Genomic DNA, 26,303 nt, shown 5'->3' with positions numbered 1-26,303 from the left:
ATCCATTCCTTCACGTTTTCCGGAACCCGTCATGCCCGTTGCCCGACCCGCCCAGCCGATCCGCCTCTATACGACCCTGCTTTCCGGCCACGGCCATCGGGTGAAGCTGTTTCTGACCCTGCTCGATCTGCCGTTCGAAGTGGTCGAACTGGATATGAAGGCCGGTGAGAACCGCAAGCCGGCGTATCTGGCGCTTAACCCGTTCGGGCAGGTGCCGACGATTCAGGACGGCGACATCACGCTGTTCGATTCGAACGCCATTCTCGTGTATCTGGCGAAGCGTTACGGCGACGCCTCGTGGTTGCCGGAAGACCCGCTCGGCGCGGCCGCGGTGCAACGCTGGCTGTCGCTCGCTGCCGGCCAGATCGCCTATGGGCCGTGCACGGCGCGGCTCGTCACCGTGTTTGGTGCGCCGCACGATCACGACACCGCGAAGAAGCTGGCCGTCAAGCTGTTCGACGTGCTCGACGGCGAACTGGCGCACAAGCCGTTCGCGGCGGGCAATCAGGCGACGATTGCCGACATCGCCGCCCACACCTACATCGCGCACGCGCCGGAAGGCGGCGTGTCGCTCGACCCGTATCCGAACATTCGTGCGTGGCTGCGCCGCGTCGAGGCATTGCCGCGGTTCATCGCGATGCCGTCGACAAAAGCGGGGCTGCTCGCCGAGTGAGCGGCTGATCCTTCAAGATACCGGAGTCCGGTCATGTCCACCTTTATCCCACTGAATGGCTGGGGCGTCGACGCCTCGCCGTTTCACGCGGCCGAACTCGCCGCCCAGCAGCGCGCCGGGGTGAGAAGCATGGCGGAAGCGTCGGGACGCCGGGGGATTCGCCGCTACATGCCGGATCAGCATCGCAAGTTTTTCAGCGAGCAGCCGTTCATGGTGTTCGGCGGCGTCGATGCGCACGGGCAGCCGTGGGCGACGGTGCGCGCCGGCATGCCGGGCTTCGTGTCGTCGCCGGATGCGCAGACATTGCGCATCGAAGGCGGCGTGTTGCCCGGCGATCCGCTCGCGGATAGCTGGCGGGAGGGCTCGATGATCGGCGGCCTGGGGCTGCAGCCGCAGACCCGCAGGCGCAACCGGATCAACGGCGTCGTGAGGTCGGTGGACGGGGCCGCGTTGACACTCGACGTTCGCCAGAGCTTCGGCAACTGCAATAAGTACATCCAGAGCCGTACGCCGACCTGGGTGGAGCAGAGTACGTCGGAACCTGCCACGCCGCCGGAAATAGCGACCCACCTCAGCGATGCCGACCGCGCGTTACTGGCGCGGGCGGATACGTTTTTCATCGCGAGCGCGAATCTTGCGGAAGATGCGGACCTTGCCCGCGGCGTCGACGTGTCGCATCGCGGTGGCGCGCCCCGCTTCGTGCGTGTCGACGATGAGCACACGCTGACGACGCCCGACTTTGTCGGCAACAACTTCTTCAATACGATCGGCAACCTGATCCACGATCCGCGCGCCGGCCTGCTGTTCATCGACTTTGCGAGCGGCGATCTGCTGTATATCGCGGCGCGCGCTGAAATCGTATGGGACGGCGCGGAACTGGCTGCGTTCGAAGGCGCGCAACGGCTCGTGCGTTTTCACGTGCAGGAAGTGCGGCGCAGCCGGAACGCGTTGCCGTTCCGTTGGTCCGAGGTCGAGTATGCGCCGCAGTTTGCGGCCGCGGTGCGTAAGCCGGTGGCTGCCTCGCCCTGGCATAAGTTGAAGGTCGCGGCCGTGGTCGATGAGACAGCGTCGGTTCGCTCCTTCTATTTCGAATCGGTCGACGGTGTGCCGTTGCCGCCGTACAAGCCGGGGCAGTTTCTGCCGATCCGCGTGCCGGTGTCGGACTCTGCCACGCCTTTGTCGCGTACCTACACGCTTTCCGATGCGCACGATCCGCGGCGGTATCGAATCAGCGTGAAGCGCGAAGGCGTGGCTTCGACATGGCTGCATGAGCACCTCATTGCCGGCACGGAAATCGAAGCGATGAAGCCGCGCGGCGCGTTCGTTTTCGATGAAGACAGCCCGCGGCCCGCCGTCCTTATCTCGGCGGGCATCGGCATCACACCGATGATGGCGATGCTTCGGCACGCGTTGGCAGCATCTCCCAGTGGGGGCGCGCGAGCGAAGCGGCTGTTCTTCTTTCACGGCGCGCGCAGCGATCGCCAACGTCCGTTCAGTGCGCAATTGAAAGAGCTTGCCGCGCGCAATGCGGGGCTCTCCTTGCATCTTTTCGATAGCGCCGCCGATGGGTTGGCCGAAGGCGTGTCGGCCGGGCGTGTGACTATCGACGCGTTAAAGCGCGTGCTTCCGTTCGATGACTACGACTTCTATCTGTGCGGCCCCGAGTCGTTCATGCGTGATCTGTATGAGGGCCTCCGCGGCTTGAATGTCGCGGATGAGCGGATTCGTTTCGAGGCCTTCGGTCCGGCGACCGTCAAGCGTGCGGTGGTCGTAAGCGCGGAGACGAAACCGGTTCAGACTTCGGCGCAAGACACCGGCGCTGTGCAAGTGACTTTCGCGCGTTCGGAGCGGACGATTCAATGGCTGCCGCGCGACGGCAGCTTGCTCGAATTTGCCGAAGCGCACGGTATCGACGCGCCGTCCAGTTGCCGAGCGGGTGTATGCGGGACGTGTTCGACGCGACTGTTGTCGGGCAAGGTCAAGTACGACGGCGAAGTCGAGGCGCAAATCGAACCCGGCGCGGCACTCGTTTGCATGGCACATCCGGTTGCTGGCGATGCGGGCGTGACGTTGGATCTTTGATCGACGGCCTCCAGCTTTCGGTAAAAGTCTAGGACTTCGTTTTGCGTCGCCCGCGTGGTTGCGGATCGGCTGGCGGCTCGTCGCGCGTGCCGCAGATCAACGCGATGCCGGCCTCGGCGGTCGCTCGCAACGAATCGCTCGAGTCGCCCGCACGCGAGCGCAGCGCGATGCTGTGAAGGATCGCCGAGGCGATTTTCGCCAGCATGGCCGGATCCGAGTCCGCACTGAGTTCGCCTTCGGCTTTGGCGCGTTCCAGCCGCCGCTCGAATGCGTGATCGTAGGTAGTCAGGCCGCCGAGGAGCTTGTCGCGAACTTCGCCATCGTTTCTTGATTCCACGACTGCCGTACCGATCAGGAAACATCCGCGAGGCGCCTCGCCTGGAGGAAGGTACATGGCGAGCGCGGCGTCGTACACCGACTGCAAGGCCTTCGCCAATGGGCGATCTCCGGCGAGCGCGGCTTCCATCCCCTGACGCCCGAGTTCGATGTATTGATCCAGCGTGTTCAGATAGAGCGCGTGTTTATCGCCGAATGCGCCGTATAGACTCGGCCGGTTCATGCCGGTCGCGTCGCTCAGCGCGTCGAGCGACGTGCCGGAATAGCCGCCATGCCAGAACGCGTCCCGCGCGTCGCGCAGCGCCTGCTCGGAATCGTAGCCACGAGGCCGTCCGCGCGAACGCTTCTCACTTTTTGTACCGTTGTGCATAAAATTATCTGGCCGCATCGATTTTTATACACTATAGTACAAAAATCATTCCAACGACCGGAGACGCCAGCATGGAGCTTTACTTCTCGCCGCTCGCCTGTTCGCTCGCGACACGTATTGCGCTCTACGAGGCCAATGCGGACGCGCAGTTCATCGAAGTCGATACGAAGTCGAAGCAGTTGCGTGACGGCTCCGATTTCTATCCGATCAACCCGTTAGGTCAGGTGCCTGTCTTGCGTACCGACGAGGGTTGGCTGCTCAGGGAAAACACCGCGATCCTGCCGTATGTTGCCGACGCATTTCCGGCAGCGCGGCTCGCGCCGGCAGTGGGGACCGCGGAACGCGCGAAATTGCAGGAATGGCTGGGTTTTATCAGCACGGAGCTTCATAAAGCCGTATTCGTGCCGCTGCTCGATCCGCATGCGACGGCCGACGTTCAGACCTACACACGCAAGAAAGTCAACCTCCGACTCGGTGTGCTGGAAGCGCATCTACGCGGGCGCGAGTTTCTCATGGAGCATTTCACGGTTGGGGACGCTTATCTCGTCACCGTCCTGAACTGGGCGCAGCATAGCGGTGTCGATCTTGCCGAGTGGCCGTCCGTCGACGCGTATTACAAACGAACGGCGCATCGTCCGCAGGTCGCTAAGGCGTTGGCGGAAGAGGTGGCGCTTTATCTCGAGGAACAGGCTCGACGACAGGTGAATGCTGCGTGAACTGCCGTAGCGCGATGCGGCCGCGTGATACGCCGAACTCGGACCGTTGTCGCTTGTTGCGGGTAGTGGTCCGAGTCCGGCAATTTCTCATTTACGTGCGCAGCGGCCTCAACCCTGCGCGGACCTCTTCGGCAAATAGTTGCGGTTGCTCCCATGCCGCGAAGTGGCCGCCTTTATCGAGCCGGTTGTAATAGATCAGGTTGTGATACGCCCGCTCTGTCCAACTGCGCGGAGCCTGATAATTCTCGCGCGGAAAGACGCTTACCGCAGCGGGGACGGATACATCGGCGGCGGCCAGGAAGTTGAAGTGCGACTCCCAATAGAAACGCGCCGCGGAAACGCCCGTGTTCGTCAACCAGTACAGGGTGATGTCGTCGAGTACATCGTTGCGCGTCAGCTCGCCGGCCGATTCCCCGTTGATGGAGTGCCCGAACACGGCCGAGGTCAGTGCCGCCGCCGGCTGCTCATACCCGTCGCCGTGGTCGAGAAGCCAGCTCGCGAGGCCAATGGGAGAGTCCGACAATCCAGAGAGCGTTTGCGGGCGTGTGCCCATTTCCAATGCGTAGGCGCGTCGCTTCTTGGCCGCGGAACTCAGTTGTTCGTAAGCGTGCTTTTCGTCGGCGGAGAGGTTGGCTGGCGGCGGATCGCCGGCTTGAAGCGCCTTGGTGATTTCCGGTGGAACAGTCGCCGGGAAATTGACGTGGATGCCTAACAATTCCGGTGGTGCCTGCTTGCCCATTACGTTGCAGACGACACCACCGAGATCGCCGCCTTGCGCGGCAAATTTCTCGTATCCGAGGCGCTTCATGAGGACGACCCACGCACGCGCGGTACGCTCGGGGCCCCAGCCGGTCGTGGTCGGCTTGCCTGAAAATCCGTAGCCCGGCAACGACGGAATGATCAGATGAAACGCGTCGGACGCACTAGCGCCATACGCGGTTGGATTGGTCAGCGGATCGATGATTTTGAACTGCTCGATCACCGAACCTGGCCATCCATGCGTGACGATGAGCGGCATCGCATTCTCATGTTTCGAGCGGACGTGAATGAAATGAATGTCCAGTCCGTCGATCTCGGTCACGAAATTCGGCAGCGAGTTGAGCTTCGCTTCGCACTTGCGCCAATCGTAGTCGGTTGCCCAATGGCGCGCGAGTTCCTGGATCATCGCGAGCGGCACGCCTTGCGAGTTATCCGTGACGGTCTCCCGATCAGGCCATCTCGTCGCCTTGATGCGTCGGCGCAGGTCGATGAGTTGCGATTCCGGCACATGCACGCGGAGCCGGCGAATGGCGGTCTTGTCGCCGCCCGTCGCCGGGACAACTTCAGTAATCGCTTGATTCGTTTCCGCGAACGCGAGCTGACTCAATGAGCCGGCGGCAACGGCCGCCGCTGCCACGCTGACAAAACGGCGGCGAGAGGGCGAGTGAGGAGGGAGGTTGTCCGACATAAAGTCTCCGATCGGCGATGAAGCCAGGCTTACCCATCAATGGCAACATGATTTCACGATTTCACGAGCGATTGGCAGGCGGTATTCGATGTAGGGTGGACGTATTGGAGCGCGCGGAGGTATCCCGCGTGTGTCGGGAGGGGCGGTTTTTGTATGCGCGGGTATCGGTGAACCCGGCAGATACGTTGCGATACAAAGCGGAACCGTATCGGCGCACACGGCGGATCCGCTTTCATTTCAACGGCGCAGGTTCGCAGTTGGAGAGTGGTTCAACGACGAAGCCTCCAACTGCCACAGACGTGTGCCGCTTGACCCACATCTACAGCAGTTGGAGTACGAGGCTGAGTGTTGCGCTCAGCAGGTCGTCCACATCGCGGCGAGCCACGTTGGCGAGGTCGGATCGTTGGCGACCGAGCCATAGTCCCATGCGTGGTCGTTGACGGGATCGACTCCGTCCTTGCCCACCCACATCGCGCCGACCCAGACGTTCGGACCATCGGGCGCGGCGGCGCCGTTCGTCGCCGGCTGAATCTCCCGGGCTGTGCGGAACCACGAATCGATGATGGTGCTGCCGCCCTTCGCGTACTGGGCGAGTTTGCGTCCTTCGTCGGTGTTGTCGAAGGTGATCGCGCCGTAGCCCATCAGGATGTGCATGCCATCGAACGCGCCATCCCAGCGGGCCAGCACGTCACCGCCGCCGCTTGCGAGCAGGTCGTCCTGCAATGGGCCGCAGGCGGCAATCGTCGCCCATTCGAGATCGCTTTGGCCCCACAGGTCGCCCGGTGCTTGTGGTCCGGCGCCGACTTCGGCGAAGTCGAGGAATCCGTCGTCGGGTTTGGACAGCACCCAGCCGTTCATATTGGCGTGCCCCGTGTAGAACACGAAGTCGGCGTTGTCCACCCAGGTGTCGTCGTTGCGACGCCAATCCGATTCCCATGCGTTGGCATCGCCCCAGTTGAAATCGATGTGCCAACCTGCTGCCGCCCATTCGTCGACGAATCCTTGCGCGTTGGCCTGGCTCCCCGCCAAACCCCCGCTCTGTCCGATCCACGATGTCCCGGCTTCCCACGGCCGCGTCACGGTTGCGGCGGCAAACGACCGGCGCAATTTGCCGGCTGCTTCGGTCTTGACTTTTTCCTTCGACACCGTGGCGGGCTTGGCCGACTTCGGCCGTTTCGCTTGCGGCTCGCCGAAGGTGAGCGGTGGGCCGAAGTCGGTGGCGGCGAGCATGACCTGCCGAAGCGGCACGCGTTGTTTGCCGAACACGGCGGTGGCGCGGCACACGTACACCGGATAGAGGAATTCCTGCGCGGTAAACGAGGGCGCCGCGTAATAAGCGAGCGACATGTCGAAGGATTCGATTTTCATCTGGCTCATGAGGCCGTGAAACTGTTCCTTCACTTTGTCCGGCGCGATCATTTTCGCGTCGAATTCAGCCACCACTGTGCGCCAGCCGCCGTTAAAGCCGATCACGCTGCCTTTGTGTCCCAACGTCACAGTCAGATCGCTGCCACCGCCGACTACGGGAATCTTGTCGACCATAACCGGGTACACCACCTGCACGTCGAGACGTCGGTTTTGCCGCTTGCCGTCCTTGCGTAACGCGAAATGAGTGCCGCCGATCACCGGCTTGCCATAGGAAAACGGCGCTTCCAAACCAGGCAGCAAACCTTCTCGATGCAGAAAGTCTTTGGCTATCGACAGTGCGTCGTCATCGTCCGGCAGTTCCGCGTTGACCGATGGTCGCCACATCTGCGACTCGTCAGCGGCCCACACGGCGCCGCTGGCATTGGCAATTTCCACGACGTGGTGGGCGTTGCGCAGTACTTTGCCGTCGCGCGTTTCGCTGAGCCGGAACTCATCGTGCAGGCCGAAGATTTGCCGCCCGAGCATCGCCAGGCGGTTGACGCTGGTGTCTTGGGGTTCGAGCCGGTAAATGGGCAAACTGTCTTTCATGATGAACTCCTTGTGCGCATACATACGGGGCGACGACAGGCGATATAAGGAAACCGCCAATCAAAGGACGACGAGCGCGCAAGCGAATTGAAAGACAGTGAAGGTTTGGATGCCGAAACGAGGCGCGGAGTACGCGCCTTCATCGAATGGACGATTCAGCGGTTTGCGGTATTTGATCAGGAAAGGCCGACGTCTTGCGTACGCGATGAAGTGGACTCCAACTTGCTGATCACCTCGGCCTGATCATTCGCGGCAAGCGCCATGGCGGCGAGATATCCAAACGTCAATGCGGGCCCGAGCGTAATTCCGGCACCGATGTAATGACCGCCTACCGGCGAGTTCATATCGTTGCCGCAGGCATATAGTCCGGGAATCGGGCGACTATCGTCGTCGAGAACTTCTCCGTGAGATCCGGTCACGAGGCCACGGCTCGTTCCAAAGTCGCCCGGCATCAGCTTGACGGCGTAGAAGGGCCCCTTTTCAATCGGGCCGAGACAGGGACTGGGCGAGTGTGTCGGATCACCCTTATAAATGTTGTACGCAGATGATCCCTTCCCGAAGTCCTCGTCGATACCGGTTTTCGCAAAGCGATTGTTGCGCTCGACACTGCGTTCCAGTCCGCCCGGGTCGACGCCGATCTTGCCGGCAAGTTCACGCAACGTGCGACCGCTGAACAGGTAGCCCGCTTTCTCATAGCGTCGCAACGACAAGCTGCCGGGCAGGATGACGCCAATCCCGTACTTCTTGATCGCCGTGGCATCTGCGATCAGGTGGGCCGGGATTGCGCCCGCGTTGAACATGCCAAGCGTGAAAGCATGATACGACGCCGCCTCATTCGTGAAGCGGTGTCCGTCCTTGCCTACGGCAATGAAGCCGGGCTTGGGACGGTCGAGCATGAAGTGCCCCCAGAGTTCCTTGCCACCCGCGTCGTTCGAATAGACCGACATGGGGACGTAAAAGCCGGTGTCCTGACCGTTGTGGTCGAGTCGACCACCGGCCGATTCGCCAAGATGAATGCCTTCGCCGACGTTGCTGGGCAGACCAAGTCCGAGTTCGACCGTTGGTTGTCGGGAGTGCTCGCGACGCATGACCGGGTTGCCGGGGTAGCCCCCCGTCGCAATGACGACGCCCCGGCGAGCGCGTACGCGGATTGTCCGGCCGTCTCGCACCACTTCCGCGCCCGTGACTTTGCCGCCATCCATGATCAGCCGGGTCGCGGACGCGCGCAGCCAGACGTCGATGTTCTGATCCAGCATTGTTTTGTACAAGCGGCCTATCAATGCATTCCCACCGACGAGCCGGGTGCCGCGATGATAGTTCAGCCGGTCCACGCCATAGCGAAAAAAGCGCTTCAGTACATGGAAGAACGACCGCGCCGAACGCGTGAAGGAAAGAAAGTGGAGCAGGTCGACGAGGTCGAGCATCATCCCGCCGAACGGCGCGAAGGCCGGAAGCGGGGCACGTAGATCCTTGAAGTGCGCGCCGAGCTTGCGCCCGTCGAATTCGAGGGGGGCATGAGCGCGACCGAACATCCCGCCCTCGAGTTCGGGACTGTAGTCCGGATACTCGAGCGCCATGACTTCCAGTTCGGAGTGACGCAACAGGTAATCGAGCGCGACACGGCCCTGCGAGATGTAGGCTTCCTGCAATGAGCGGTCGACACTGGTCCCGACCGTGGCGGCAAAGTATTTTCGCGCCTTGTCCAACGAGTCCTTGAAGCCGGCCGCCTGCATTGGCGTGCTGTCGACGAACCACATCATGCCCACCGACCAGGCGGAGGTGCCCCCGACCTGATCGGTCTTCTCGAGAACGAGCGGCACAAGACCTTCGTTCTTTGACACGATTGCCGCCGTCATGCCAGCCGCGCCGGCTCCCATGATGATGACGTCGGCCTCGCGGTCCCAGTTCTCCGTCGTAGCGGTATCCATGGCGGTTTTCCTGCTTTAAGGGTTTCTGTTGGATCTGGCTGAAAATCGATTTATATCGAATCATGCGTCGCGGAATGAATGATGTCAAGAAACTCCAGGGAATCCCCTGGCAAAGTCATATCCGTCTTATGTGCCGCGCGTGTCGTCTCGCCCTGAGAACTTGCTGACGCGCATAATTCCTAGTAAGATCATGCGATATAAAACGAAATTGGCTCGATTGTCGATCGCGATGAAGGTTGGGCTGCGTTGGCACCCTCGCAACTGGAAAGAGCGAGACAGGAGTCGTGAGCCACCAGACGATGCATCAACCCGCAGAGGTTGCATTTTCAGTAACGTTCAGGAGACGCAATGAGCAAGCTTCAGCTTTCCGTCGCCGTAGGCAACTACGACCGGATTCGGCCGCTGGTCGATGGCGAGGTGCAGATCGAGGGTGTCGATCCGGTTTTCATGTTGCAGGATCCCGAAGAGATATTCTTCCGTGCCTTCCGACATGCGGACTACGATATCTGCGAACTCTCGCTTAGCAGTTACTCGGTGAAGACCGCAGCGGGCACTTCACCCTACATCGCTGTCCCGGTGTTTCCGTCGAGAGCGTTTCGGCACACCTCGATTTATGTGCGTGCGGACCGCGGCATCAACCGCCCTGAGGATCTGAAGGGTAAGCGCATCGGCGTGCCCGAGTATCAACTCACCGCCAACGTCTGGGTCCGTCTCTTTCTCGAAGAAGAATACGGAGTGAAGGCTTCCGACGTGACGTGGGTGCGCGGCGGCTACGAGGATGCGACACGCGTCGAGAAAATCTCGTTGAATCTGCCTGACGATGTGAAACTGGAGAACGCTCCTGAAGGGCAGACGATCTCGAACCTGCTCGCAGAAGGGGAGATCGACGCGGTCATCGGGCCGCGCGCTCCTTCCTGCTTCGACCGTGGACATCCGCAGGTCAGGTATCTTTTCGACGATCCGCACAAGACCGCCGCCGAGTGGTATTCGCGCACGAAGCTTTTCCCTATCATGCACACGCTCGGAATCAGGAAGACGCTCGCGGAACGTCACCCGTGGCTGCCCGGCGCAGTAATGAAGGCGTTTGAGAAGTCCAAGGCTCTTGCCTTGACTCGGCTGAGCGATACGTCGGCCACGAAGATTACGTTGCCGTTCGTTGAGGATCAGTTGCGTGCCGCTCGCAAGCTGATGGGCACCGACTTCTGGTCATACGGTTTTGCTGACAATGAACATGTCGTTGACCGCTTTCTCGCCCGTCACTATGCGGAGGGACTGTCGAGCCGCCGGCTGGAAGCTCGGGAGCTATTCCATCCGGCAAGTCTCGAGAGCTTTGCGATCTGATCCAGGCCGGCAAGGCTAGAGGTTGCACGGAGCAGCAGTTGCCAACTCCGGCGTGGAATTGGCGTGCTGCTTTCCTGACAGCCTGATGCCGTTACCCTGTGCGCGGAGCCACTAACGGCAGCGGCCTCGCCAGACGGTGAGCGTCAACAAAGCAGCGTGCCGGGTCCCGCACTATAAGTGGATTCGCGGATACAGATGAACAGACGGGTATCTATTGTATGATCTCTGTCGAAACGAATCATCTTTAAAAAGATGATTCCGTTGGAGATAGAGTTATATCGAATGATGTGTTTTGGGGTGAATAAAGTCAAAGACTCCATGTCAAGGAATGAGCGAATGCCCAAGTCAAATTCCACTGCCGCCAAAGCAACGATGGACGTTGCCGTACGACCGGCAGCAACAGAACCCTCTGACGTGTTTGATGATCGGGGTCGAACTGTGCCGTGGATGGCGCGAACGATACACAGGCTCTACGACGCGCAAGCACAAAAGATTCTCGACAGGGAGAATCTCGCGATCGCGTACTGGTACTACCTTCGAGTCCTGGCCGAACGCGGTGAACTAAACCAGTTGGAACTCAGCAAGCGCGTTGGCATTGCCTCAACCACCGCGGTACCGGCGCTGGATAATCTTGAAAAACGCGGCCTCGTGCAACGAACCCGCGATCCAAACGACAGAAGAAAGTACTTCGTCAATCTGCAGGACGAGGGCAAGCGGCTTGTCGATGAAATGCTGCCCGAGCTCACTGAGATGATTTCGTCATCATTCGACGGGATCACCCAAAAAGATATGCGCATTTTCTGGAAGGTCATGCGTCAGATCGAGACGAACCTCACCCAGAAGTCTCAAGGCGATACGGTCGTGGATTGAACGTGGGCCGGCGTCCAAGGCCTTAAGCGGTGTGCCATTCTTCCATATGCGGGTCGGCGAAAGCGCGCAGGCTTTCCAGTGTCATGGCCACCGCGGCGCGATTGACGTTCTCGGCGTGCCAGTAGACCGAGACCGACCCGAAGCCTTCGAGTTCGATAGGCAGAATACGAAGGGCGTTTAACTGCTCGAATCGGAGCGCGGCCCGATGCGATGCGACGCCTACCAGTTCCGTGTTGTTCAGCAATGTCAGGTTGAGAATCGAGGAATTCGATTCCACGCAATGATCTGGCAGCGTGCGTCCTTCGGCCGTCAGCGCTGCTTCCAGTGCCGTTCGCACCGGCGTGCCCTGTGGCCAGACGATCCATGAAAAACCAAGCACGTCTTCCCACGTGAGCGTCGACTTGCGGGTGAGCGGGTGCTGCGGTCCCGCGACGAAGTTGATCGGCTCTGTGTAAAGCGTCTGCGTCTGCAACTGCGGATCGTCGTACTGCTGGCCAGACCGGCCGACGACGATATCCAGCTCGCCGCGCGCCAGCTGCGGCATCAGCTGGTTCATCGTGCTCTCGACGAGTCGCACCTGCGCACGAGGCATGCGCTCCAGAAGCCGGGAGACGGCGAGGGGCACTGTATCGGCCGCGGATACGCCCGACGTTCCGATGCTCACGAGGCCGCTGCCGCCTTCACGCATTGCCTGCATGTCGTCGCGCGCGACGTCGAGGCGCGCTTCGATGCGGCGCGCGTGTTCGATCAGCGCCTCGCCATACGACGTAGGCCGCAAGCCGCGCGCGTGCCGCTCGAATAGCGGCAGGCCGACATCCTCCTCCAGTTCCTTGAGCCATTTCGACAAGGCCGGCTGCGTCGTGTTGAGCGCCGCCGCCGACTGGCTCAGATTGCCTGTGCTCGCAAGGCTCAGCAGCACCTGCAGATGCCTCAGACGAAGACGGTAAGTCCAGTCCATCGCCTAATCCTCTCGTCAGATTCCCGTTGTGGTAGCGCAGATATACCCAAAACCATATGGGCTAGATGTTTTTGCCATTTTACCGAGTATAGCTTTGTCGCATATAAATAATGCGGAGGGTCGACAAGAGCGACGCGTGACCCGCGACGCGCCTGACCCACGAGACACTGAAAGGAGACGCGAATGAGCAACAACGCTCCGGGCGCATCGCGCGCGGCCTATTACGAGCAAATCGCGCGGCAGCGCATGTCGCCGCTGTGGGAATCGCTGCACAACCTCGTGCCGAAGACGCCGCAACCGAAAGCCCAGCCCGCGATCTGGAAGTACGCGCAAGTGCGCGACCTCGTGATGCAGGCCGGTTCCGTGATCAGCGCCGAAGAGGCCGTGCGTCGCGTGCTGGTGCTCGAAAACCCCGGCCTGCCCGGCAAGTCGAGCATGACGCCGAACCTGTACGCCGGATTGCAGTTGATCCTGCCGGGCGAAATCGCGCCGAGCCATCGGCATACGCAATCGGCGCTGCGCTTTATCGTCGAAGGCAAGGGCGCGTGGACAGCCGTCAACGGCGAACGCACGACCATGCATCCGGGCGACTTCATCATTACGCCGTCGTGGACGTGGCACGACCACGGCAATCCGTCCGTGGAAGACGGCGGCGAACCCGTCGTATGGCTCGACGGCCTGGACATTCCGCTCGTCGCGCAGATGGACGCGGGTTTCGCCGAGAACTATCCCGAGGCGACGCAACCGGTTTCGCGCCCGGAAGGTGACAGCTTTGCGCGCTTCGGCCACAACATGGCGCCCGTGCGGCATCGCGTGACCGATCCCACCTCGCCGATTTTCAGCTACCCGTATGAGCGCAGCCGCGAAGCGCTCGACGCGCTGTTGCGCAACGGTGAACTCGACGAATGGGATGGCGTGAAGCTGCGCTACGTGAATCCGGCGACGGGCGGCTGGCCGATGCCGACCATCGCGACCTTCATGCAATACCTGCCTGCGGGCTTCAAAGGCCGCACATATCGCAGCACCGATGCAACCGTGTACTGCGTCGTCGAAGGCAAGGGCGCCGTGAAGATCGGCAATGACGAATTCACCTTCGAGCCTCACGACGTGTTCGTCGCGCCGTCGTGGGCGCCCGTGCAATTGTCGGCGGCCGCGGAAAGCGTGCTGTTCAGCTATTCGGATCGTCCGGTGCTCGCCGCGCTGAATCTGTTACGCGAAGAACGCAGCTAACCGTTGGCATTTTCTTACGCGCGCCGCCGGCGCGGCGCGTGCTCAATCCTCTTCTCCGAGTCGAATTCATCATGGCTTTTGTATTTCCTCCCGAAGCTCCGATCGCCGTTCCCGTCGCTGGCAGCGATGCTCAATTCGCGGTACGTCGCGTCTATTGCGTGGGCCGCAATTACGCGGCGCACGCACGTGAAATGGGCTTCGATCCCGATCGTGAGCCGCCGTTTTTCTTCTGCAAGCCCGCCGATGCCGTCGTGCCCGTTGCTGATGGCGAGACGCTAGAACTCGCGTATCCGTCGCAGACGCAGAACTACCACTACGAGGCCGAACTCGTCGCGGTGATCGGCAAGGGTGGCTCGGATATTGCCGTCGAACAGGCGCTCGATCACGTATGGGGCTACGCGGTTGGCCTCGACATGACGCGCCGCGACTTGCAGATGAAGATGCGCGAGATGGGCCGTCCGTGGGAAATCGGCAAGGCCTTCGACCGTTCGGCGCCGATCGGCCCGATTCATCCCGCCAGTGCGGTCGGCCACTTTGAAAGTGGCGGCCTGTGGCTGACGGTCAACGGCGAGACAAAGCAGAAGAGCGATGTGTCGCATCTGATCTGGTCGGTGGCCGAAACCGTTGCGGACCTGTCCAAGTACTTCCGCCTTGAACCGGGCGATGTGATTTTCACGGGCACGCCGGAAGGCGTCGGCTCGGTGAAGTCGGGCGACACGATGAAAGTAGGCGTCGAGCGTCTGGGCGAAGTGACGGTACGCGTGGCCTGATACAGGTAATCTGCATTGGACGGAGATCTACTCGTGCAACTCCATAGTTTCTTCAACAGCTCGACCTCGTACCGTGTGCGCATTGCACTCGCGCTCAAAGGTCTCGCGTACGACACGTTGCCCGTGAATATCCGCATCGGCGAACATCGCGCGGCGGACTATGTGGCGAACGTGAATCCGTCGGCGTCGGTGCCGGCGCTCGTCGACGGCGATTTCAAACTCGGCCAGTCACTCGCGATCATCGACTATCTCGACCGGACGCATCCCGAGCCGCGCCTGATTCCGCTCGAACCGGTGGCGCGTGCGCGCGTGCTCGAATTCGCGTCACTGATTTCGTGCGACATTCATCCGGTCAACAACCTGCGCGTGCTGCGCTATCTGGAAACGGAACTCAGGGTGACGCCACAGCAGAAGACCGCGTGGTATCGACACTGGATTGCTGAAGGCATGGCCGGTGCCGAGCGCATGCTTGAACGCAGCAATGAAGGCCCTTGGTGCTTCGGCGCGCAGCCGACGCTCGCTGACGTGTCCCTCGTGCCGCAGATCGCCAACGCGTTGCGCATGGACTGCGATCTGAGCGCCTATCCGCGCTGCCTCGCTGTGTATGAACACGCGTCGAAACACCCGGCATTCGCTGCTGCGCAGCCGCAGCGCCAGCCGGATTACATTGCTTGATGCCGGTGCAATCATGGGGAGACAGTCATGAGTGAGACAGACAAAGGGCGCCGCGTGCTCGTGATCGGCGGCGGAATTGGCGGCCTGGCCGCTGCGCTGGTGCTGGCGCGTCAGGGCATTCGCGTGCAACTGCTCGAGCAGGCTCCGGAAATCCAGGAGATAGGCGCGGGCATCCAGCTGGCCGCGAACGCGTTCAATGCGCTCGATGCGCTGGGTGTCGGCGAGGCGGCGCGTGGCCGGGCCGTGTTCACCGACTATCTGAGCCTGATGGACGCGCTCGACGCGAAGGAAATCGTGCGCGTCGACGTCGGCGCGCCGTATCGCGAGCGCTTCGGCAATCCGTATGCGGTGATTCATCGCGCGGACATCCATCTGTCGATTCTCGAAGCCGTGAAGGATCATCCGCTGATCCAGTTCCGCACGAACACGCAAGTCTGCACGCTCGATCAGGATGCAGACGGTGTGACCGTCACCGATCAGCATGGCGAGCGCTACAGCGCGGACGCGGTGATTGGTTGTGACGGCGTGAAGTCAGCGATACGCAAGGCATTGATCGGCGACGAGCATCGCGTGACGGGACATGTCGTGTATCGCGCAGTCGTCGATGCCGGGAACATGCCCACGGATCTGCAAATCAATGCGCCTGTCGTGTGGGCGGGTCCGCATTGTCACCTCGTGCACTATCCGCTGCGCGGCGGCCGGCAGTACAACCTCGTCGTTACGTTCCATAGCCGCGAAAAGGAGGAATGGGGCGTGCGCGAAGGCAGCAAGCAGGAAGTGCTGTCGTACTTCGAGGGCATCCATCCGCTGCCGCACCAGATGCTCGACCGGCCGACCTCCTGGAAGCGCTGGGCCACGGCGGACCGCGATCCCGTGGAACGCTGGAGCGACGGGCGCGCCACCGTGCTCGGCGACGCCGCGCACCCGATGACCCAGTACCTCGCCCAAGGCGCCTGCCAGGCGCTTGAAGACGCGGTCACGCTCGGCGCGGCCGTTGCCGCGACTGACGGCGATTTCGAAGCCGCGTTCAAGCTGTACGAGACCGCACGTATTCCGCGCACGGCACGCGTGCTGTACTCGGCGCGCGAAATGGGCCGCATCTATCACGCGAAAGGTGTCGAGCGTCTGGTGCGTAACTCGCTTTGGGTCGGCCGCACGCAGGAGCAGTTCTACGACGCGTTGGCGTGGTTGCATGGCTGGCGCGCGGAAGATTGCCTGAAGGGCGTCCTCTGAGGATAAGGGTTGCTGTGCGCCAAGATCGAGGTCTGCGGAAAAGACACGATCGGCTCTGTGTTGGAATACCAAAAGTGATGAGATCGCTTTTCTGATTGTGTGCGCCGATGCAACGGTGAATTGGCAAAATTGGTACTTACCCTAAGTGCTTCTCCCTCTTAGACTGTTTTTCAGCCGTGGCAGAAAACCCGTGTGGTCCTGCCACCAACCAATCTAAGAGGTACGAAGTCATGAAGTCGTTCACCAAGGTTGTTCTCGTTGCGGCGCTTGCCGTTGTCCCTCTTGCATCGTTCGCACAGTCAAGTCCGTCGCTGACCCGTGCGCAAGTGCGTGCCCAGTTGGAACAGCTCGAGAAAGCGGGTTACAACCCGCGCGATTGGGTTCATTACCCGGAAAATATCCAGGCTGCTGAAGCGAAAGTCGCGGCACAAAACACCGCAGCGCAAGGTGCGGTATCCGGGTATGGTGGTGATGTGGATGGAACGTCTCGCTCGGGGCGAGCAGACGGACTCTGATACGAAGCTGTATCGGGACTGAGGCGGCGCAACCTCAGTTCTGGAATTCCGCGGATCGCGGCGGCACGGTCCCTGGCTGAGCCCGGCAAGTGCGTTAGTCCACATACCGTGAGCGGCCCCTCGGCACGCGGCCTAGTACGGACCCACGAGTCCGAGGTCCCGTGCGCGTGCAACGGCTTGAGCTCGCTTATCGACGCCGAGTTTCATGAAGATGCTCTTCATATGAGATTTAACGGTTTCAGCGCCAATTCCAAGCGTATTTGCGATTTCCTTGTTCGACTGTCCTCTCGCAATCAAGTCGACGATTTCACGCTCCCTTGAACTCAGTGATCCGCGCTCCGTGTCGCGCTGACGGTTGCCGCCGGGCTGATAGAGTGTCCGCCAGCCATGGAGCAGATGATTGGCGTAGGCGATCGTCTCGTTCGTTTGCGCCGTATTCTGCGCGTCGTCGCAAACGGCGTGCAGCAAGTCGCCGATGTCCGGGCCCACATCGAGAATGGATTGGTACACACCTGCGGGCGCGGCGATCTTCAGGACTTCGCTAAAGACCTCGATCGCACGGGCGCGTTCGTTCGCTGCCAGCCAGACGAGCGCAAGCATGGTTCGCAAACGTATCGCGAGGAAATCTCCATGTCGCCGTTCCGCGCTCTGCAGCGCAGTGTTCAACAGCGCAGTGGCCTCTTCGGTCCGGTGCTGAGCCGCGGCGACAGAGGCCGCCCCTAGTGCACGATAATCCTCGATCTCGAGCGAGATGGAGCGTGAAGAATGGGAATGGGAACTCGCCACCTGATCGAGTTGGGCGACGCACACAGCCGCCTCGACCGTCCTGCCTTCCACAAGATAGAGCCGTATGCGTTCGACCAGGGCGGCGGCGGTCATGCGTTCCCATCCACGTGCGCAAGCCAACGCCTGCGCGCGATCCAGCAACGCATACGCCTGCCTCATGTCCGAACGCGCGACTGCGATTCGGATGAGGACGCGATAGGCGATCAACACGCTATCTAGCAAGACCGCCACGTCGATAACGGGCATCAGTCCGGCAACCAGCGTTTCAGCCTCGTCCAGTCGGCCGTGTTCGTACCAGATCTGTCCGATCATCGGTGCGCATAGTGCTACCGAGATCGAATCGGGACCGGCTTCGCGTTCGGCCAGCTTCATCGACTCCGTGAAATACCGTTCTGCAAGCTCGAAGTGCAACTGTTGCATCTCCGCGTGTCCCAGCAGGCACAGCCGGTAGACGGAAGAATAGAGGTTGCGTTGATTTTCTTCGATTGAATAGGACATCCACGGCGTGGCGTAAAGCGCTTCGAGGTCGCCGGCCTTCCAGTGCGCGAAGCGCACGACGTTGGATGCCACATTGGTCGTCCAGATATTGGCGGACGGTCGTTCGAGGCATGGCTCAGCGATAGCGAGCGCCGCTTCAGGATCGTCCTTCAGTGCCGCGACGACCGAACGGATCGCCTGGCATTCCCACCGGATGTCTTCGGGCTCGGCGCCGGTCTGGGACGGGATATCACGTTCGACCGCGTCCAGCATCGCGAGCGCCTCGTCGAAACGCAACGCGAGCGCCATTCCCCAGGCGATCGCCAGCGTAACCCTCACCTGTGCACCGGCCAGACCCACGGGGAAGCGGCGCTGCAAACCGAGCAGCGTGAGCAGATCGCCTTTCTTGACGAGTGCCATCGCGCACTGTTCCATGAGACGGATCGCGTTATCCGTGGTGCCCGCGGCGATCGCATGTTTGACTGCCTCCGTCCACAGCTCCTCGCCGCCATACCACCCGGACGCGCGGCAATGCAATTCCGCCACCTCGTCGGCGTGCTGTGCGTCGAGCTTCGCTCGCAGGTACTCGCCCATCAGATGGTGATAGCGGAACCATTTTCCGTCGCAGTCGAGCGCTTGCAACAGCATCTGCCCCTCGGCGATGTCGTCCAGCATGCGCTGGCTCGTGCGCAGGCCCGTTACCGCCTCGCACAGCGGCGCGCTCAATCGATCGAGTATCGACGTGCGCAGCATGAACCCAACTATTTCGGCCGGCAGCCGCTCGAACATGTGTTCGATATAGGCGGCGAACGGCCGCGACGTGCCAGACGGCGCACCAGGCTCCTTAACGCCTTGGCATTCCTTGCGCGAGAGCATGGACATCGAGATGCGCAACGCCGCAGCCCAGCCCTCTGTGCTCGCAAAAAGCGTCTCGATGCGGGAAGCGTTCAGCACGTCGGGCAATGCGTGTTCGACGAAGCGCTTCGTTTCGTCGAAGTCGAAACGTAACGCCGACGCATCGATTTCCAGCAGATCGTCTCCAGCTCTCATCCTCGCGAGCGGCAGCGATGGTTCTGTGCGACAGCAGAGAACCACATGCACATTCTGCGGCGCCTTTTCAATAAAGAACGACATCGCATCGTGCACTGCTGGACGGGTGACCAGGTGATAGTCGTCCAGAAACAGGACGACCTCGTCGTCGACTTCGACAAGCTCGTTGATCAGCGTGGAAACGACGGCGTGCAGAGGGACGAATGCGGCGTCGGCAGTCAGGCTGATCGCCGCCGCGCCGACATTGCCGCAGGCATGCCACAACGCATGCGCCAGGTAATTGACGAAGCGCGGGGGTTCGTCGTCCTCGGCGTCGAGCGACAACCAGGCCACCCGCGCACCGTTCGCGCGCAGCCGGTCGAGCCAGATGAGCGCCAGCGAAGTCTTGCCGAATCCGGCGGGCGCTTTGATCACGGTGAGACGTTTGCTCGCGGCGCGCTCAGCCAGACCGACGAGTTGCGGACGAACGATCAGATCCACCGGCAAACGCGGCGGAACGACCTTCGTTGCAAGGAAAAGATGCGGCCCGATCGTGGACGTTTCTCCAACCACACGCATTTTTCAGTCACATTGTTTTGGGGGGTGGCCGTGCTTGCCGCCATCCCCCATCTATTGAAGCGTATCCCCCGGGTTGGGGGATGGCGGGCATCTCCCCTGTATGGGGGATGGTGGGCCGCGCCGCGCCAGGAGATCATGCGTCCACCGGGTTGGGATCGAAGCGTGCCCCCTGGAGAAGGCAGCGCGCTTGTCGATCACTGCCGGGTGCCGGGCGGCTCACTGGCGCTTCGCCGGGAACGACTCGTTTTTTGCCACATGATACGCCGCCTCGAATCGCATTGCAGAGTACCAGGCGGGAACCGGTCGGCGCGCAGCCGTCAACATCGCTGCGCCGGCGCTCCTTGTCAGTCGAAATCGCGCGCCTGCTACTGATAGATATATAGCCGTGTTAGCCAAAGTTCCAAAGATCAGCAATCACTTGCGGGAAAAAACCGTGTCCATCGCAGCCGATCTGACGCTTGTCGTCGAACGCACGCTTGCGATACTGACCCAGTTCGATGGATACAAATTGCTCGCGCCGGCAGCGAAACGGGACGTTCACGAATCCGTCGCGCTGTCAGCCAAAGTATGGTTCGAGACGCTGTTGTCGGGCGAACCTCCATCGGCACAGGACATGGACGCTTTCCGGGAAATCAGCCAAAGACGTGAGCATCAGCGCGTGCCGCTGCAGAGCCTCCTTCAGGCGCTGCGCCTCGGGTTGCGAGAAACCTGGAGCACGTACATCGCGCTGGGCGAGTTGGACGAGCGCATTGCCAAAGAACTTCTGGCCGACGTCTCGCTGTATCTGCTCGATCATTTCGATTTCATTGCGCAGATCATTGTCCGGGCCTATCTGGCTGAACATTATCGGCAACCGCGGTGGGCGGAATTGGCCATCGCAATCGAGGAGGGCGCGCGCCGATCCGAAAGTGTACGGCACCATCTCGTCGCGCTCCTCGAGCAGTTATCGGATGAGCCGGACCTGCTATCAAGGCTCGAAGTCGGCCACGCTCGAGAGCAACGCGGTACTGAAGCGGCCGGCGCGCAGGTGATGAAGTTCTTCGGCCTCGACGTCGATATCGATGACGGCGCGGAACTGTCGAAGGCCTTGCACGATGCGCAGGAGCAACTCGCGCAGGCGTCGAGGCTCGCGGCCGTCGCCGAGCTGTCCGCCTCCATCGCTCACGAACTCAATCAGCCGCTCCAGGCCATCGTGGCACATGGGCGCGCATGCGTGCGATGGCTCGCCGCAACGCCGCCCAGGATCGACGAAGCCAAATATTCGGCCGAGCAGTTGCTCCGCGACGCGAATTCCGCAGCGGACGTGGTCAGCCGCATTCGGGCGCTCTTCAGGCACACGGCTCCACAGAAGGTCGAACTCGATATCAACAAGCTGATTCTTCAGGTATGCACGCTGATGGCCGACGACATCCAGCGCAGCGCGGTTTCGCTCGAGACAATATTGGGCGAAGACGTGTCGAAGATCAGCGCGGACGCGGTGCAGATCCAGCAGGTGATCGTGAACCTCGTGCGCAACGCGATCGAAGCGCTGGCGGCAACCGAGGAACGGCCGAGGCTGCTAGTGATTCGCTCGCGTCGCGATGCGGACAACGTGGTGGTCGACGTGGAGGATCATGGTTCGGGACAGGTGGACTTCAAGAAGATCTTCGAGCCGTTCTTCACCACGAAGGAAACAGGAATGGGAATGGGGCTGGCAATCTGCCGGTCCATCATCGAGGCACACGCGGGCCGGATCTGGGCCGTGCGCAATGTGTCCCGCGGCGTAACCTTCAGCTTCAGTCTTCCGATAGAGCGGTCTAACGCGACAGCACGTTGACGAGGGCTGGCGGTATCGCCGGTCGGCTCGTCAGGTAAGCCTTTCCACCTGGGCATTCATTGACCAGCGCCCGCATTTGCGCAGCCAGACCCTGCGGGGATGGTTCAGGCACACGTCAACGCAAGGACGTATGCAGACCATTCGTGACAGACCTTGTGGGCCATTTAGCAATGGGTGCCGAGCCTACAACTTCATTTTGGGCGCTGCCATTACATATTCATGTGATGCACAACACAGCCGTCCGTGGTCTCATGTGACGTTTCCGATGGCAATGGTTTTTTTGTCGGCACGACCGCGCGAGACGGACATTCAGCGGGATTATCGTGGCCCGGCTGTGCCGAAGTTAGGAGGGACTTTCACCTAACCACCGAGGGGTTCCATGGAATCCGCAAGCGAATTGGTCTACGTGGTCGACGACGAAAAACGGGTGCGGGAAGCACTCTCCGCACTGCTGCGCGCAAACGGAAGAAACGTTCAGGCATTCAGCTCCGGTGGAGAGTTTCTGGACACGCCGCGTCAAAAAAATGTCGTTGCATGTCTGATCCTGGACATGCGCATGCCAGACATGAATGGCCTGGAAGTCCAGAAGCTGGTACGCACGGACTCGCGAATTCCTGTCATTTTCATTACGGGAAGAGGCGATGTGCCGTCCGCGGTCCTGGCCATGAAGGGCGGGGCAGTTGATTTCCTCACCAAGCCCGTCAATGAAGACGCACTGATGGGCGCGGTCGATGCGGCTCTCGCGAGGGCATACGTGCTTCGCAAGGAGGCGGAGGACGCGACGACACTCTGGGCTCTCTATCAATCGCTGACGCCTCGCGAACAGGAAATTTTGCCGTTACTCGCAAGCGGTCTGCTCAACAAGCAGGCGGCAGCAATTCTTGGCATCACCGAATACACCGTGCAGGTACATCGCGGCCACATCATGAGAAAAATGCAGGCGGATTCATTTGCTACTCTCGTCAGGCAGGCCAGCAAACTGCAACTCGAAGCATCGCTGACAACCACGTCCGATGTCTGAGGTCGATTAATTCTTCGTGAGAAGCGATGAGCGGAGAAAAAAATGCCCACGCCTCCGGTTCGGACCGTCGCCATAATTGATGACGACCGGCGCGTTTTGACGTCTCTTGCGAACCTGCTTGCGTCTGGCGGGTATGGAGTACGAGTCTACGAATCGCCACTGGATTTCTTTTCCGATGGTTACTCCGGTCTGGTATGCGTTATCACGGACTTGGGAATGCGGCCCATTGACGGTATTCAAGTACTCGAAAGAACGGTTCATACGAACGCGCTTACACCCGTCATCATCATCACCGGGAACTCGAGCGGGCATACGGAAGACTACTATCTGCAAAGAGGCGCCTTGGGTTTCTTCAGAAAGCCTGTTGACGGCGACGCGTTGCTGGACCTGCTGGATAGTATCGCTTGAGCGGTTGGCCCTGAAACAGACAGTCGCGCTTCACGGCAGCGACGTGACGGACTGAACCCGATTACGTCCTGCACGTTTTGCGTCGTAAAGCGCGGCATCCGCTGCGTGAACGAGTGCGCTGGGCGTGCCCAGTGTGTTTGGGTCGATCGTTGTCGCGCACCCGGCGCTGATGGTGATCTGACCGGCGGGTATCGGCGCTGTCAATCGTAAGTCCATGACTGCGAGCCTGGCCTGCTCGGCAATCGCCGATGCCTCGCTCAATCCCGTGTCGGGTAGCACGAGCGCGAACTCTTCACCGCCGTAACGGGCGACGAAATCGCCTGGCCGGCGCGCGGTTCCTGCCAGCGCGCCCGCAATCACCCTAAGGCAGGCATCGCCACGAAGATGACCAAAAGCGTCGTTGTAGTCTTTGAAATTGTCGACATCGACCATGACGAGCGAGAGCGGCTGACGGTTGCGCGTCGCACGCTCGAATTCCCTGCGAAACTGGTCGTCAAAGTAGCTGCGGTTATAAACGCGGGTCAGTGCGTCGCGTATGGAGGTATGCAACAGAGTCGTGTGCGCCTCGGACAGTTTGCGATAGAGAACAGTGACTTCCCAGACCAGGACGCAGACCAGGACGCCGGGAGCCAGCATGCTGAAGACCCGTGCGACGTACCAGCCGAGCGTGAACTGAACGATGCTCAGCAGATTCAGGGTAGCGTCCACGAACGACGCCAGCAGGGCGATGGTGATCCACAGATCGAGCACCGTGCGCAGTCGCCCTTTTATCAAAACGACGACAATGGCCAGAACGTCGAGCGAGCAGATAACGACCGCGGTTCGGCCGCCTGAGAGCACGCCCGTTTCGGGCGCCATATGAAAAGGCGCCGACAGATCCGCATAAACAGCGAGGACGCCTAGCGCGGCGGCAAGCGCGGTTGGAACACCGATCAGCGCCCAGGTCCAGAAGTCGATATGAGGCAGTTCGATCGACTTGCCCGGAAAGCGGTCGCGAATGAGCGCTGCCACAATGACGAGCAGCGGGAATCCCGCATGCCAGAAAACCCACATCCACGCCGCACTGTAAGCGCCGGCGCCGAACAGGCCAGTGCGCGTGAAAATGCCAGGGAACATCAGCAGTTGCAAAGCGACGGTGATCGCCGTGAATGCGTATGCGCCACCGAGCGCGCCGATCATCGGTTGTTGCGTCACGGCAAAGCGGGCACCGAGAAGGAACGCGGCGATTCCCGACATGGTGAACACCGTGAGCGCGCACATCGGCATGAAGGAAGTGATTGCCGGCAACGTCTGGTGCGCGCGCGGACCCGCGATCACGAAGGTGAGCAGAACAAGCGACGCAAATGTACCTGCGAAAACGGCCTGTTTGCGTGTCGCCGGCCCGATAAGCAAGCTGTCCATTCTGACCCGTTTGGTTGATGTTCTGTCTTCTGGGTGTATCGGCGTCGCTAGCCATCCAATCTGTATGTGTGCTGGACGGCAGAGTGCGGAGTGCGCTGCTGACGGAACATATTGTCCTACATATCCGCTCCGACGAAAGGCTTTCAGCTTATTCAGTGCGGGCTCGCACTCATCACAACCCGAGCACAACGCGCCCGGTTCATCCGCTTTGCATCGATGCCCGATAGCCAAACGTCAAACTGCGCTAATCGACTGAAATTATCTCTCTTTCAATTGGGAATGTGATTTTCCTTACCCGCCGAACCGGCGCCTGAGTGAAACGCTTTTTTTTGATGGCAATGCCTTTCGGAATTGGTCTGAACATTGAATTTCCTGTTGCCATCAACCATACTGAGTCGCATAACAGCAATTTAGACGCAATCCGGCTATCGGCCGCTCAGAGTGCCGAGGTTCTGTAGGAGGCCATCGAATACCGGGGGCATCAGGCCCGCGGGACGGGCATTTCCGTTCGTACGCGAGAGTGCGGTCTGCGCTTTCGCTCTTCAAAATCAGACAATCCGATTCCCTTCTCTGGAGTCTGGGAGAGCTTTTGTATTTTGGATTCTGATTTAGCGGGAATATTAAATTTTTAAATAAAAGTACGTTTGGTTTTATTTCAGTCTTTTACTGAAAGGGGTTCCTTTTTTTATTAAAAATGGCTGGTTAAGCCAAGGCGCATAAATCGCCATGGCAGGGACTGGCTTTGTCCGCGCGTATTCAAATTCGGGAGCAATATCATGCCGCTGCAGATTCAGAGTGCCCAGATCAAACCCGGTGCTACCAACACCTTCAACTTCACCGACCAGATTACGCAACGTATGGTCGGCATCTCGGCTTTTTCGTTGAGCTATGGCAATACGGACCATCACGTGCAGACGATATCGGTCTCGCTGAGCGTCAATCAATCGGGATCGTCCCTCGCCATCACGGCGCATGCGACGATGGTCGATGCAAGCGGAAACAACCTCGATCCGGCTTCGTCCTATGTCAATGTCGTCGCGCTCGCGTGGGTCGGCGTCGACGATTCCAATCTGAAGCTCGGCAATGTCTCCGGCATCGTCAACGGCGGGACGAGTTCGCCGATCACGATTCCCGGCACCGATCCGAACGTGCTGCAAGCCGCGCTCGCCGGTTACTACCTGTCGTATGGCGGCACCGATCACCATATGGAGACGGCATGCGCGGCTGTCGGCACGACCTTGAGCGGGAACACCGCGTCGATCAACGGCACGGTCTATATGTACGACGACACGGGTCATGGAAACGTATCGGGCACCGTGGATGCGGGACTCGTGGCGAACTGCGACCCGTCGCTCGGCAACTTCGTGCGCGGCACCAACACGTTGCAGAACAACACGCAGAAAGTCACGTTCGGCAAGCCGTTCGCGCACTACACGCCGTTCCTGAGCAGCTACAAGGTGCAGTACCGCGACAACTCGGACCATCACGTGAAAACGTTCTCAGTGAGTCTGTCGGTGCAGAGCGTGAGCGGCAGTGACGTCACGGTCACCGGCGCGGCGAAGCTGATCGACAACTCCGGCCATGTGCAGGACGACGGCGTGAGTAACGTCAGCGGTTTCATCGTCGGCACCTGAGCTAACGACCAGGCAACCCGCCGCAACATGCAACGGCGCACGCGCGTGCGCC

At 60.6% G+C, this 26,303-nt stretch carries 21 protein-coding genes; 14 read left to right on the top strand and 7 right to left on the bottom strand.

All coding sequences use genetic code 11. The annotated features are described in order from the left end of the window. The first annotated feature begins 31 nt into the window (after positions 1-31). Together ACQKRQ_RS07040 and ACQKRQ_RS07035 are read left to right on the top strand one after the other, a co-directional pair. A complete protein-coding gene (locus ACQKRQ_RS07040; protein ID WP_427475925.1) occupies positions 32-673 on the top strand; it encodes a glutathione S-transferase family protein in 642 nt (213 codons plus the stop codon). A gap of 33 nt (positions 674-706) precedes the next feature. Continuing rightward, positions 707-2,755, top strand: a complete 2,049-nt coding sequence (locus ACQKRQ_RS07035; RefSeq protein ID WP_427475923.1) for a pyridoxamine 5'-phosphate oxidase family protein — start codon at positions 707-709, stop codon at positions 2,753-2,755. Positions 2,756-2,783: 28 nt separating this feature from the next. Here the strand turns inward: ACQKRQ_RS07035 and ACQKRQ_RS07030 are convergent, their stop codons facing one another. Next, complete coding sequence (locus tag ACQKRQ_RS07030; protein ID WP_427475921.1) at positions 2,784-3,461, bottom strand: TetR/AcrR family transcriptional regulator; 678 nt, start codon at positions 3,459-3,461, stop codon at positions 2,784-2,786. Between the two features lie 71 nt (positions 3,462-3,532). Between ACQKRQ_RS07030 and ACQKRQ_RS07025 the strand changes: the two genes are divergently transcribed. Beyond that, the gene (locus tag ACQKRQ_RS07025; protein WP_427475919.1) at positions 3,533-4,177 is read left to right on the top strand and encodes a glutathione binding-like protein; all 645 of its coding nucleotides are present in this window, start codon (positions 3,533-3,535) and stop codon (positions 4,175-4,177) included. 91 nt (positions 4,178-4,268) lie between these two features. Here ACQKRQ_RS07025 and ACQKRQ_RS07020 read toward each other — a convergent pair whose 3' ends face one another. The 3 genes from ACQKRQ_RS07020 to ACQKRQ_RS07010 all read right to left on the bottom strand — a co-directional run bounded on the left by ACQKRQ_RS07020 (position 4,269) and on the right by ACQKRQ_RS07010 (position 9,508). Then, the gene (locus ACQKRQ_RS07020) at positions 4,269-5,624 is read right to left on the bottom strand and encodes an epoxide hydrolase family protein (RefSeq protein WP_427475917.1); all 1,356 of its coding nucleotides are present in this window, start codon (positions 5,622-5,624) and stop codon (positions 4,269-4,271) included. Between the two features lie 354 nt (positions 5,625-5,978). Continuing rightward, the gene (locus ACQKRQ_RS07015; RefSeq protein ID WP_427475915.1) at positions 5,979-7,580 is read right to left on the bottom strand and encodes a DUF6345 domain-containing protein; all 1,602 of its coding nucleotides are present in this window, start codon (positions 7,578-7,580) and stop codon (positions 5,979-5,981) included. Between the two features lie 176 nt (positions 7,581-7,756). Beyond that, positions 7,757-9,508 carry an FAD-binding protein gene (locus tag ACQKRQ_RS07010; protein ID WP_427475913.1) on the bottom strand — a complete coding sequence of 584 codons (1,752 nt, stop codon included), beginning with the start codon at positions 9,506-9,508 and terminating at the stop codon, positions 7,757-7,759. A gap of 348 nt (positions 9,509-9,856) precedes the next feature. Here ACQKRQ_RS07010 and ACQKRQ_RS07005 point away from each other — a divergent pair, with 348 nt between their 5' ends. Together ACQKRQ_RS07005 and ACQKRQ_RS07000 are read left to right on the top strand one after the other, a co-directional pair. Then, positions 9,857-10,849 (top strand): ABC transporter substrate-binding protein, encoded by a 993-nt coding sequence (locus ACQKRQ_RS07005; RefSeq protein ID WP_408288675.1) that lies wholly within the window; start codon positions 9,857-9,859, stop codon positions 10,847-10,849. Between the two features lie 336 nt (positions 10,850-11,185). Beyond that, positions 11,186-11,719: a MarR family winged helix-turn-helix transcriptional regulator gene (locus tag ACQKRQ_RS07000; RefSeq protein WP_408434034.1), complete on the top strand. Its 534-nt coding sequence runs from the start codon at positions 11,186-11,188 to the stop codon at positions 11,717-11,719. Between the two features lie 22 nt (positions 11,720-11,741). On the opposite strand, the gene ACQKRQ_RS06995 is transcribed toward ACQKRQ_RS07000, so the two are convergent. Further along, the gene (locus tag ACQKRQ_RS06995) at positions 11,742-12,677 is read right to left on the bottom strand and encodes a LysR family transcriptional regulator (RefSeq protein ID WP_132377122.1); all 936 of its coding nucleotides are present in this window, start codon (positions 12,675-12,677) and stop codon (positions 11,742-11,744) included. Between the two features lie 183 nt (positions 12,678-12,860). Between ACQKRQ_RS06995 and gtdA the strand changes: the two genes are divergently transcribed. The 5 genes from gtdA to ACQKRQ_RS06970 all read left to right on the top strand — a co-directional run bounded on the left by gtdA (position 12,861) and on the right by ACQKRQ_RS06970 (position 17,100). Then, positions 12,861-13,907 carry a gentisate 1,2-dioxygenase gene (gtdA, locus tag ACQKRQ_RS06990; protein ID WP_427475911.1) on the top strand — a complete coding sequence of 349 codons (1,047 nt, stop codon included), beginning with the start codon at positions 12,861-12,863 and terminating at the stop codon, positions 13,905-13,907. A gap of 71 nt (positions 13,908-13,978) precedes the next feature. Next, positions 13,979-14,677 (top strand): fumarylacetoacetate hydrolase family protein, encoded by a 699-nt coding sequence (locus ACQKRQ_RS06985; RefSeq protein ID WP_408179179.1) that lies wholly within the window; start codon positions 13,979-13,981, stop codon positions 14,675-14,677. A 33-nt stretch (positions 14,678-14,710) separates the two neighbouring features. Beyond that, a complete protein-coding gene (gene maiA, locus ACQKRQ_RS06980; protein ID WP_427475909.1) occupies positions 14,711-15,352 on the top strand; it encodes a maleylacetoacetate isomerase in 642 nt (213 codons plus the stop codon). A 27-nt stretch (positions 15,353-15,379) separates the two neighbouring features. Then, positions 15,380-16,585 carry a 3-hydroxybenzoate 6-monooxygenase gene (locus ACQKRQ_RS06975; RefSeq protein ID WP_132377125.1) on the top strand — a complete coding sequence of 402 codons (1,206 nt, stop codon included), beginning with the start codon at positions 15,380-15,382 and terminating at the stop codon, positions 16,583-16,585. Between the two features lie 230 nt (positions 16,586-16,815). Beyond that, a complete protein-coding gene (locus ACQKRQ_RS06970) occupies positions 16,816-17,100 on the top strand; it encodes a DUF4148 domain-containing protein (protein WP_408179181.1) in 285 nt (94 codons plus the stop codon). A 132-nt stretch (positions 17,101-17,232) separates the two neighbouring features. Here ACQKRQ_RS06970 and ACQKRQ_RS06965 read toward each other — a convergent pair whose 3' ends face one another. Next, positions 17,233-19,971 carry a LuxR C-terminal-related transcriptional regulator gene (locus ACQKRQ_RS06965; protein WP_427475906.1) on the bottom strand — a complete coding sequence of 913 codons (2,739 nt, stop codon included), beginning with the start codon at positions 19,969-19,971 and terminating at the stop codon, positions 17,233-17,235. Between the two features lie 433 nt (positions 19,972-20,404). Here ACQKRQ_RS06965 and ACQKRQ_RS06960 point away from each other — a divergent pair, with 433 nt between their 5' ends. From ACQKRQ_RS06960 to ACQKRQ_RS06950, 3 genes are all read left to right on the top strand, one after another. Further along, positions 20,405-21,787, top strand: coding sequence for a sensor histidine kinase (locus ACQKRQ_RS06960; RefSeq protein ID WP_243658285.1), 1,383 nt, complete (start codon positions 20,405-20,407; stop codon positions 21,785-21,787). 379 nt (positions 21,788-22,166) lie between these two features. Continuing rightward, positions 22,167-22,808 carry a response regulator transcription factor gene (locus tag ACQKRQ_RS06955; protein WP_132377129.1) on the top strand — a complete coding sequence of 214 codons (642 nt, stop codon included), beginning with the start codon at positions 22,167-22,169 and terminating at the stop codon, positions 22,806-22,808. Positions 22,809-22,850: 42 nt separating this feature from the next. Continuing rightward, complete coding sequence (locus ACQKRQ_RS06950) at positions 22,851-23,216, top strand: response regulator (protein WP_427475903.1); 366 nt, start codon at positions 22,851-22,853, stop codon at positions 23,214-23,216. Positions 23,217-23,246: 30 nt separating this feature from the next. Here ACQKRQ_RS06950 and ACQKRQ_RS06945 read toward each other — a convergent pair whose 3' ends face one another. Continuing rightward, complete coding sequence (locus ACQKRQ_RS06945; protein ID WP_427476108.1) at positions 23,247-24,617, bottom strand: sensor domain-containing diguanylate cyclase; 1,371 nt, start codon at positions 24,615-24,617, stop codon at positions 23,247-23,249. Between the two features lie 776 nt (positions 24,618-25,393). On the opposite strand from ACQKRQ_RS06945, the gene ACQKRQ_RS06940 reads away from it, so the two are divergent. Beyond that, the gene (locus ACQKRQ_RS06940) at positions 25,394-26,251 is read left to right on the top strand and encodes a hypothetical protein (RefSeq protein ID WP_408315183.1); all 858 of its coding nucleotides are present in this window, start codon (positions 25,394-25,396) and stop codon (positions 26,249-26,251) included. The last annotated feature ends 52 nt before the right edge of the window (positions 26,252-26,303 follow it).

This window comes from Paraburkholderia sp. NPDC080076, from assembly GCF_050281145.1.
GTDB lineage: Bacteria > Pseudomonadota > Gammaproteobacteria > Burkholderiales > Burkholderiaceae > Paraburkholderia.
Note: the sequence above shows the minus strand (reverse complement) of the source record. Positions and strands in the feature narration are given on the sequence as shown.

Excerpts from the sequence above, each read along its gene's own strand:
- ACQKRQ_RS07040 (WP_427475925.1), top strand. The coding sequence starts at position 32 with ATGCCCGTTGCCCGACCCGCCCAGCCGATCCGCCTCTATACGACCCTG.
- ACQKRQ_RS07035 (WP_427475923.1), top strand. The coding sequence starts at position 707 with ATGTCCACCTTTATCCCACTGAATGGCTGGGGCGTCGACGCCTCGCCG.
- ACQKRQ_RS07030 (WP_427475921.1), bottom strand. The coding sequence starts at position 3,461 with ATGCACAACGGTACAAAAAGTGAGAAGCGTTCGCGCGGACGGCCTCGT.
- ACQKRQ_RS07025 (WP_427475919.1), top strand. The coding sequence starts at position 3,533 with ATGGAGCTTTACTTCTCGCCGCTCGCCTGTTCGCTCGCGACACGTATT.
- ACQKRQ_RS07020 (WP_427475917.1), bottom strand. The coding sequence starts at position 5,624 with ATGTCGGACAACCTCCCTCCTCACTCGCCCTCTCGCCGCCGTTTTGTC.
- ACQKRQ_RS07015 (WP_427475915.1), bottom strand. The coding sequence starts at position 7,580 with ATGAAAGACAGTTTGCCCATTTACCGGCTCGAACCCCAAGACACCAGC.
- ACQKRQ_RS07010 (WP_427475913.1), bottom strand. The coding sequence starts at position 9,508 with ATGGATACCGCTACGACGGAGAACTGGGACCGCGAGGCCGACGTCATC.
- ACQKRQ_RS07005 (WP_408288675.1), top strand. The coding sequence starts at position 9,857 with ATGAGCAAGCTTCAGCTTTCCGTCGCCGTAGGCAACTACGACCGGATT.
- ACQKRQ_RS07000 (WP_408434034.1), top strand. The coding sequence starts at position 11,186 with ATGCCCAAGTCAAATTCCACTGCCGCCAAAGCAACGATGGACGTTGCC.
- ACQKRQ_RS06995 (WP_132377122.1), bottom strand. The coding sequence starts at position 12,677 with ATGGACTGGACTTACCGTCTTCGTCTGAGGCATCTGCAGGTGCTGCTG.
- gtdA (WP_427475911.1), top strand. The coding sequence starts at position 12,861 with ATGAGCAACAACGCTCCGGGCGCATCGCGCGCGGCCTATTACGAGCAA.
- ACQKRQ_RS06985 (WP_408179179.1), top strand. The coding sequence starts at position 13,979 with ATGGCTTTTGTATTTCCTCCCGAAGCTCCGATCGCCGTTCCCGTCGCT.
- ACQKRQ_RS06975 (WP_132377125.1), top strand. The coding sequence starts at position 15,380 with ATGAGTGAGACAGACAAAGGGCGCCGCGTGCTCGTGATCGGCGGCGGA.
- ACQKRQ_RS06970 (WP_408179181.1), top strand. The coding sequence starts at position 16,816 with ATGAAGTCGTTCACCAAGGTTGTTCTCGTTGCGGCGCTTGCCGTTGTC.
- ACQKRQ_RS06965 (WP_427475906.1), bottom strand. The coding sequence starts at position 19,971 with ATGCGTGTGGTTGGAGAAACGTCCACGATCGGGCCGCATCTTTTCCTT.
- ACQKRQ_RS06955 (WP_132377129.1), top strand. The coding sequence starts at position 22,167 with ATGGAATCCGCAAGCGAATTGGTCTACGTGGTCGACGACGAAAAACGG.
- ACQKRQ_RS06950 (WP_427475903.1), top strand. The coding sequence starts at position 22,851 with ATGCCCACGCCTCCGGTTCGGACCGTCGCCATAATTGATGACGACCGG.
- ACQKRQ_RS06945 (WP_427476108.1), bottom strand. The coding sequence starts at position 24,617 with ATGGACAGCTTGCTTATCGGGCCGGCGACACGCAAACAGGCCGTTTTC.
- ACQKRQ_RS06940 (WP_408315183.1), top strand. The coding sequence starts at position 25,394 with ATGCCGCTGCAGATTCAGAGTGCCCAGATCAAACCCGGTGCTACCAAC.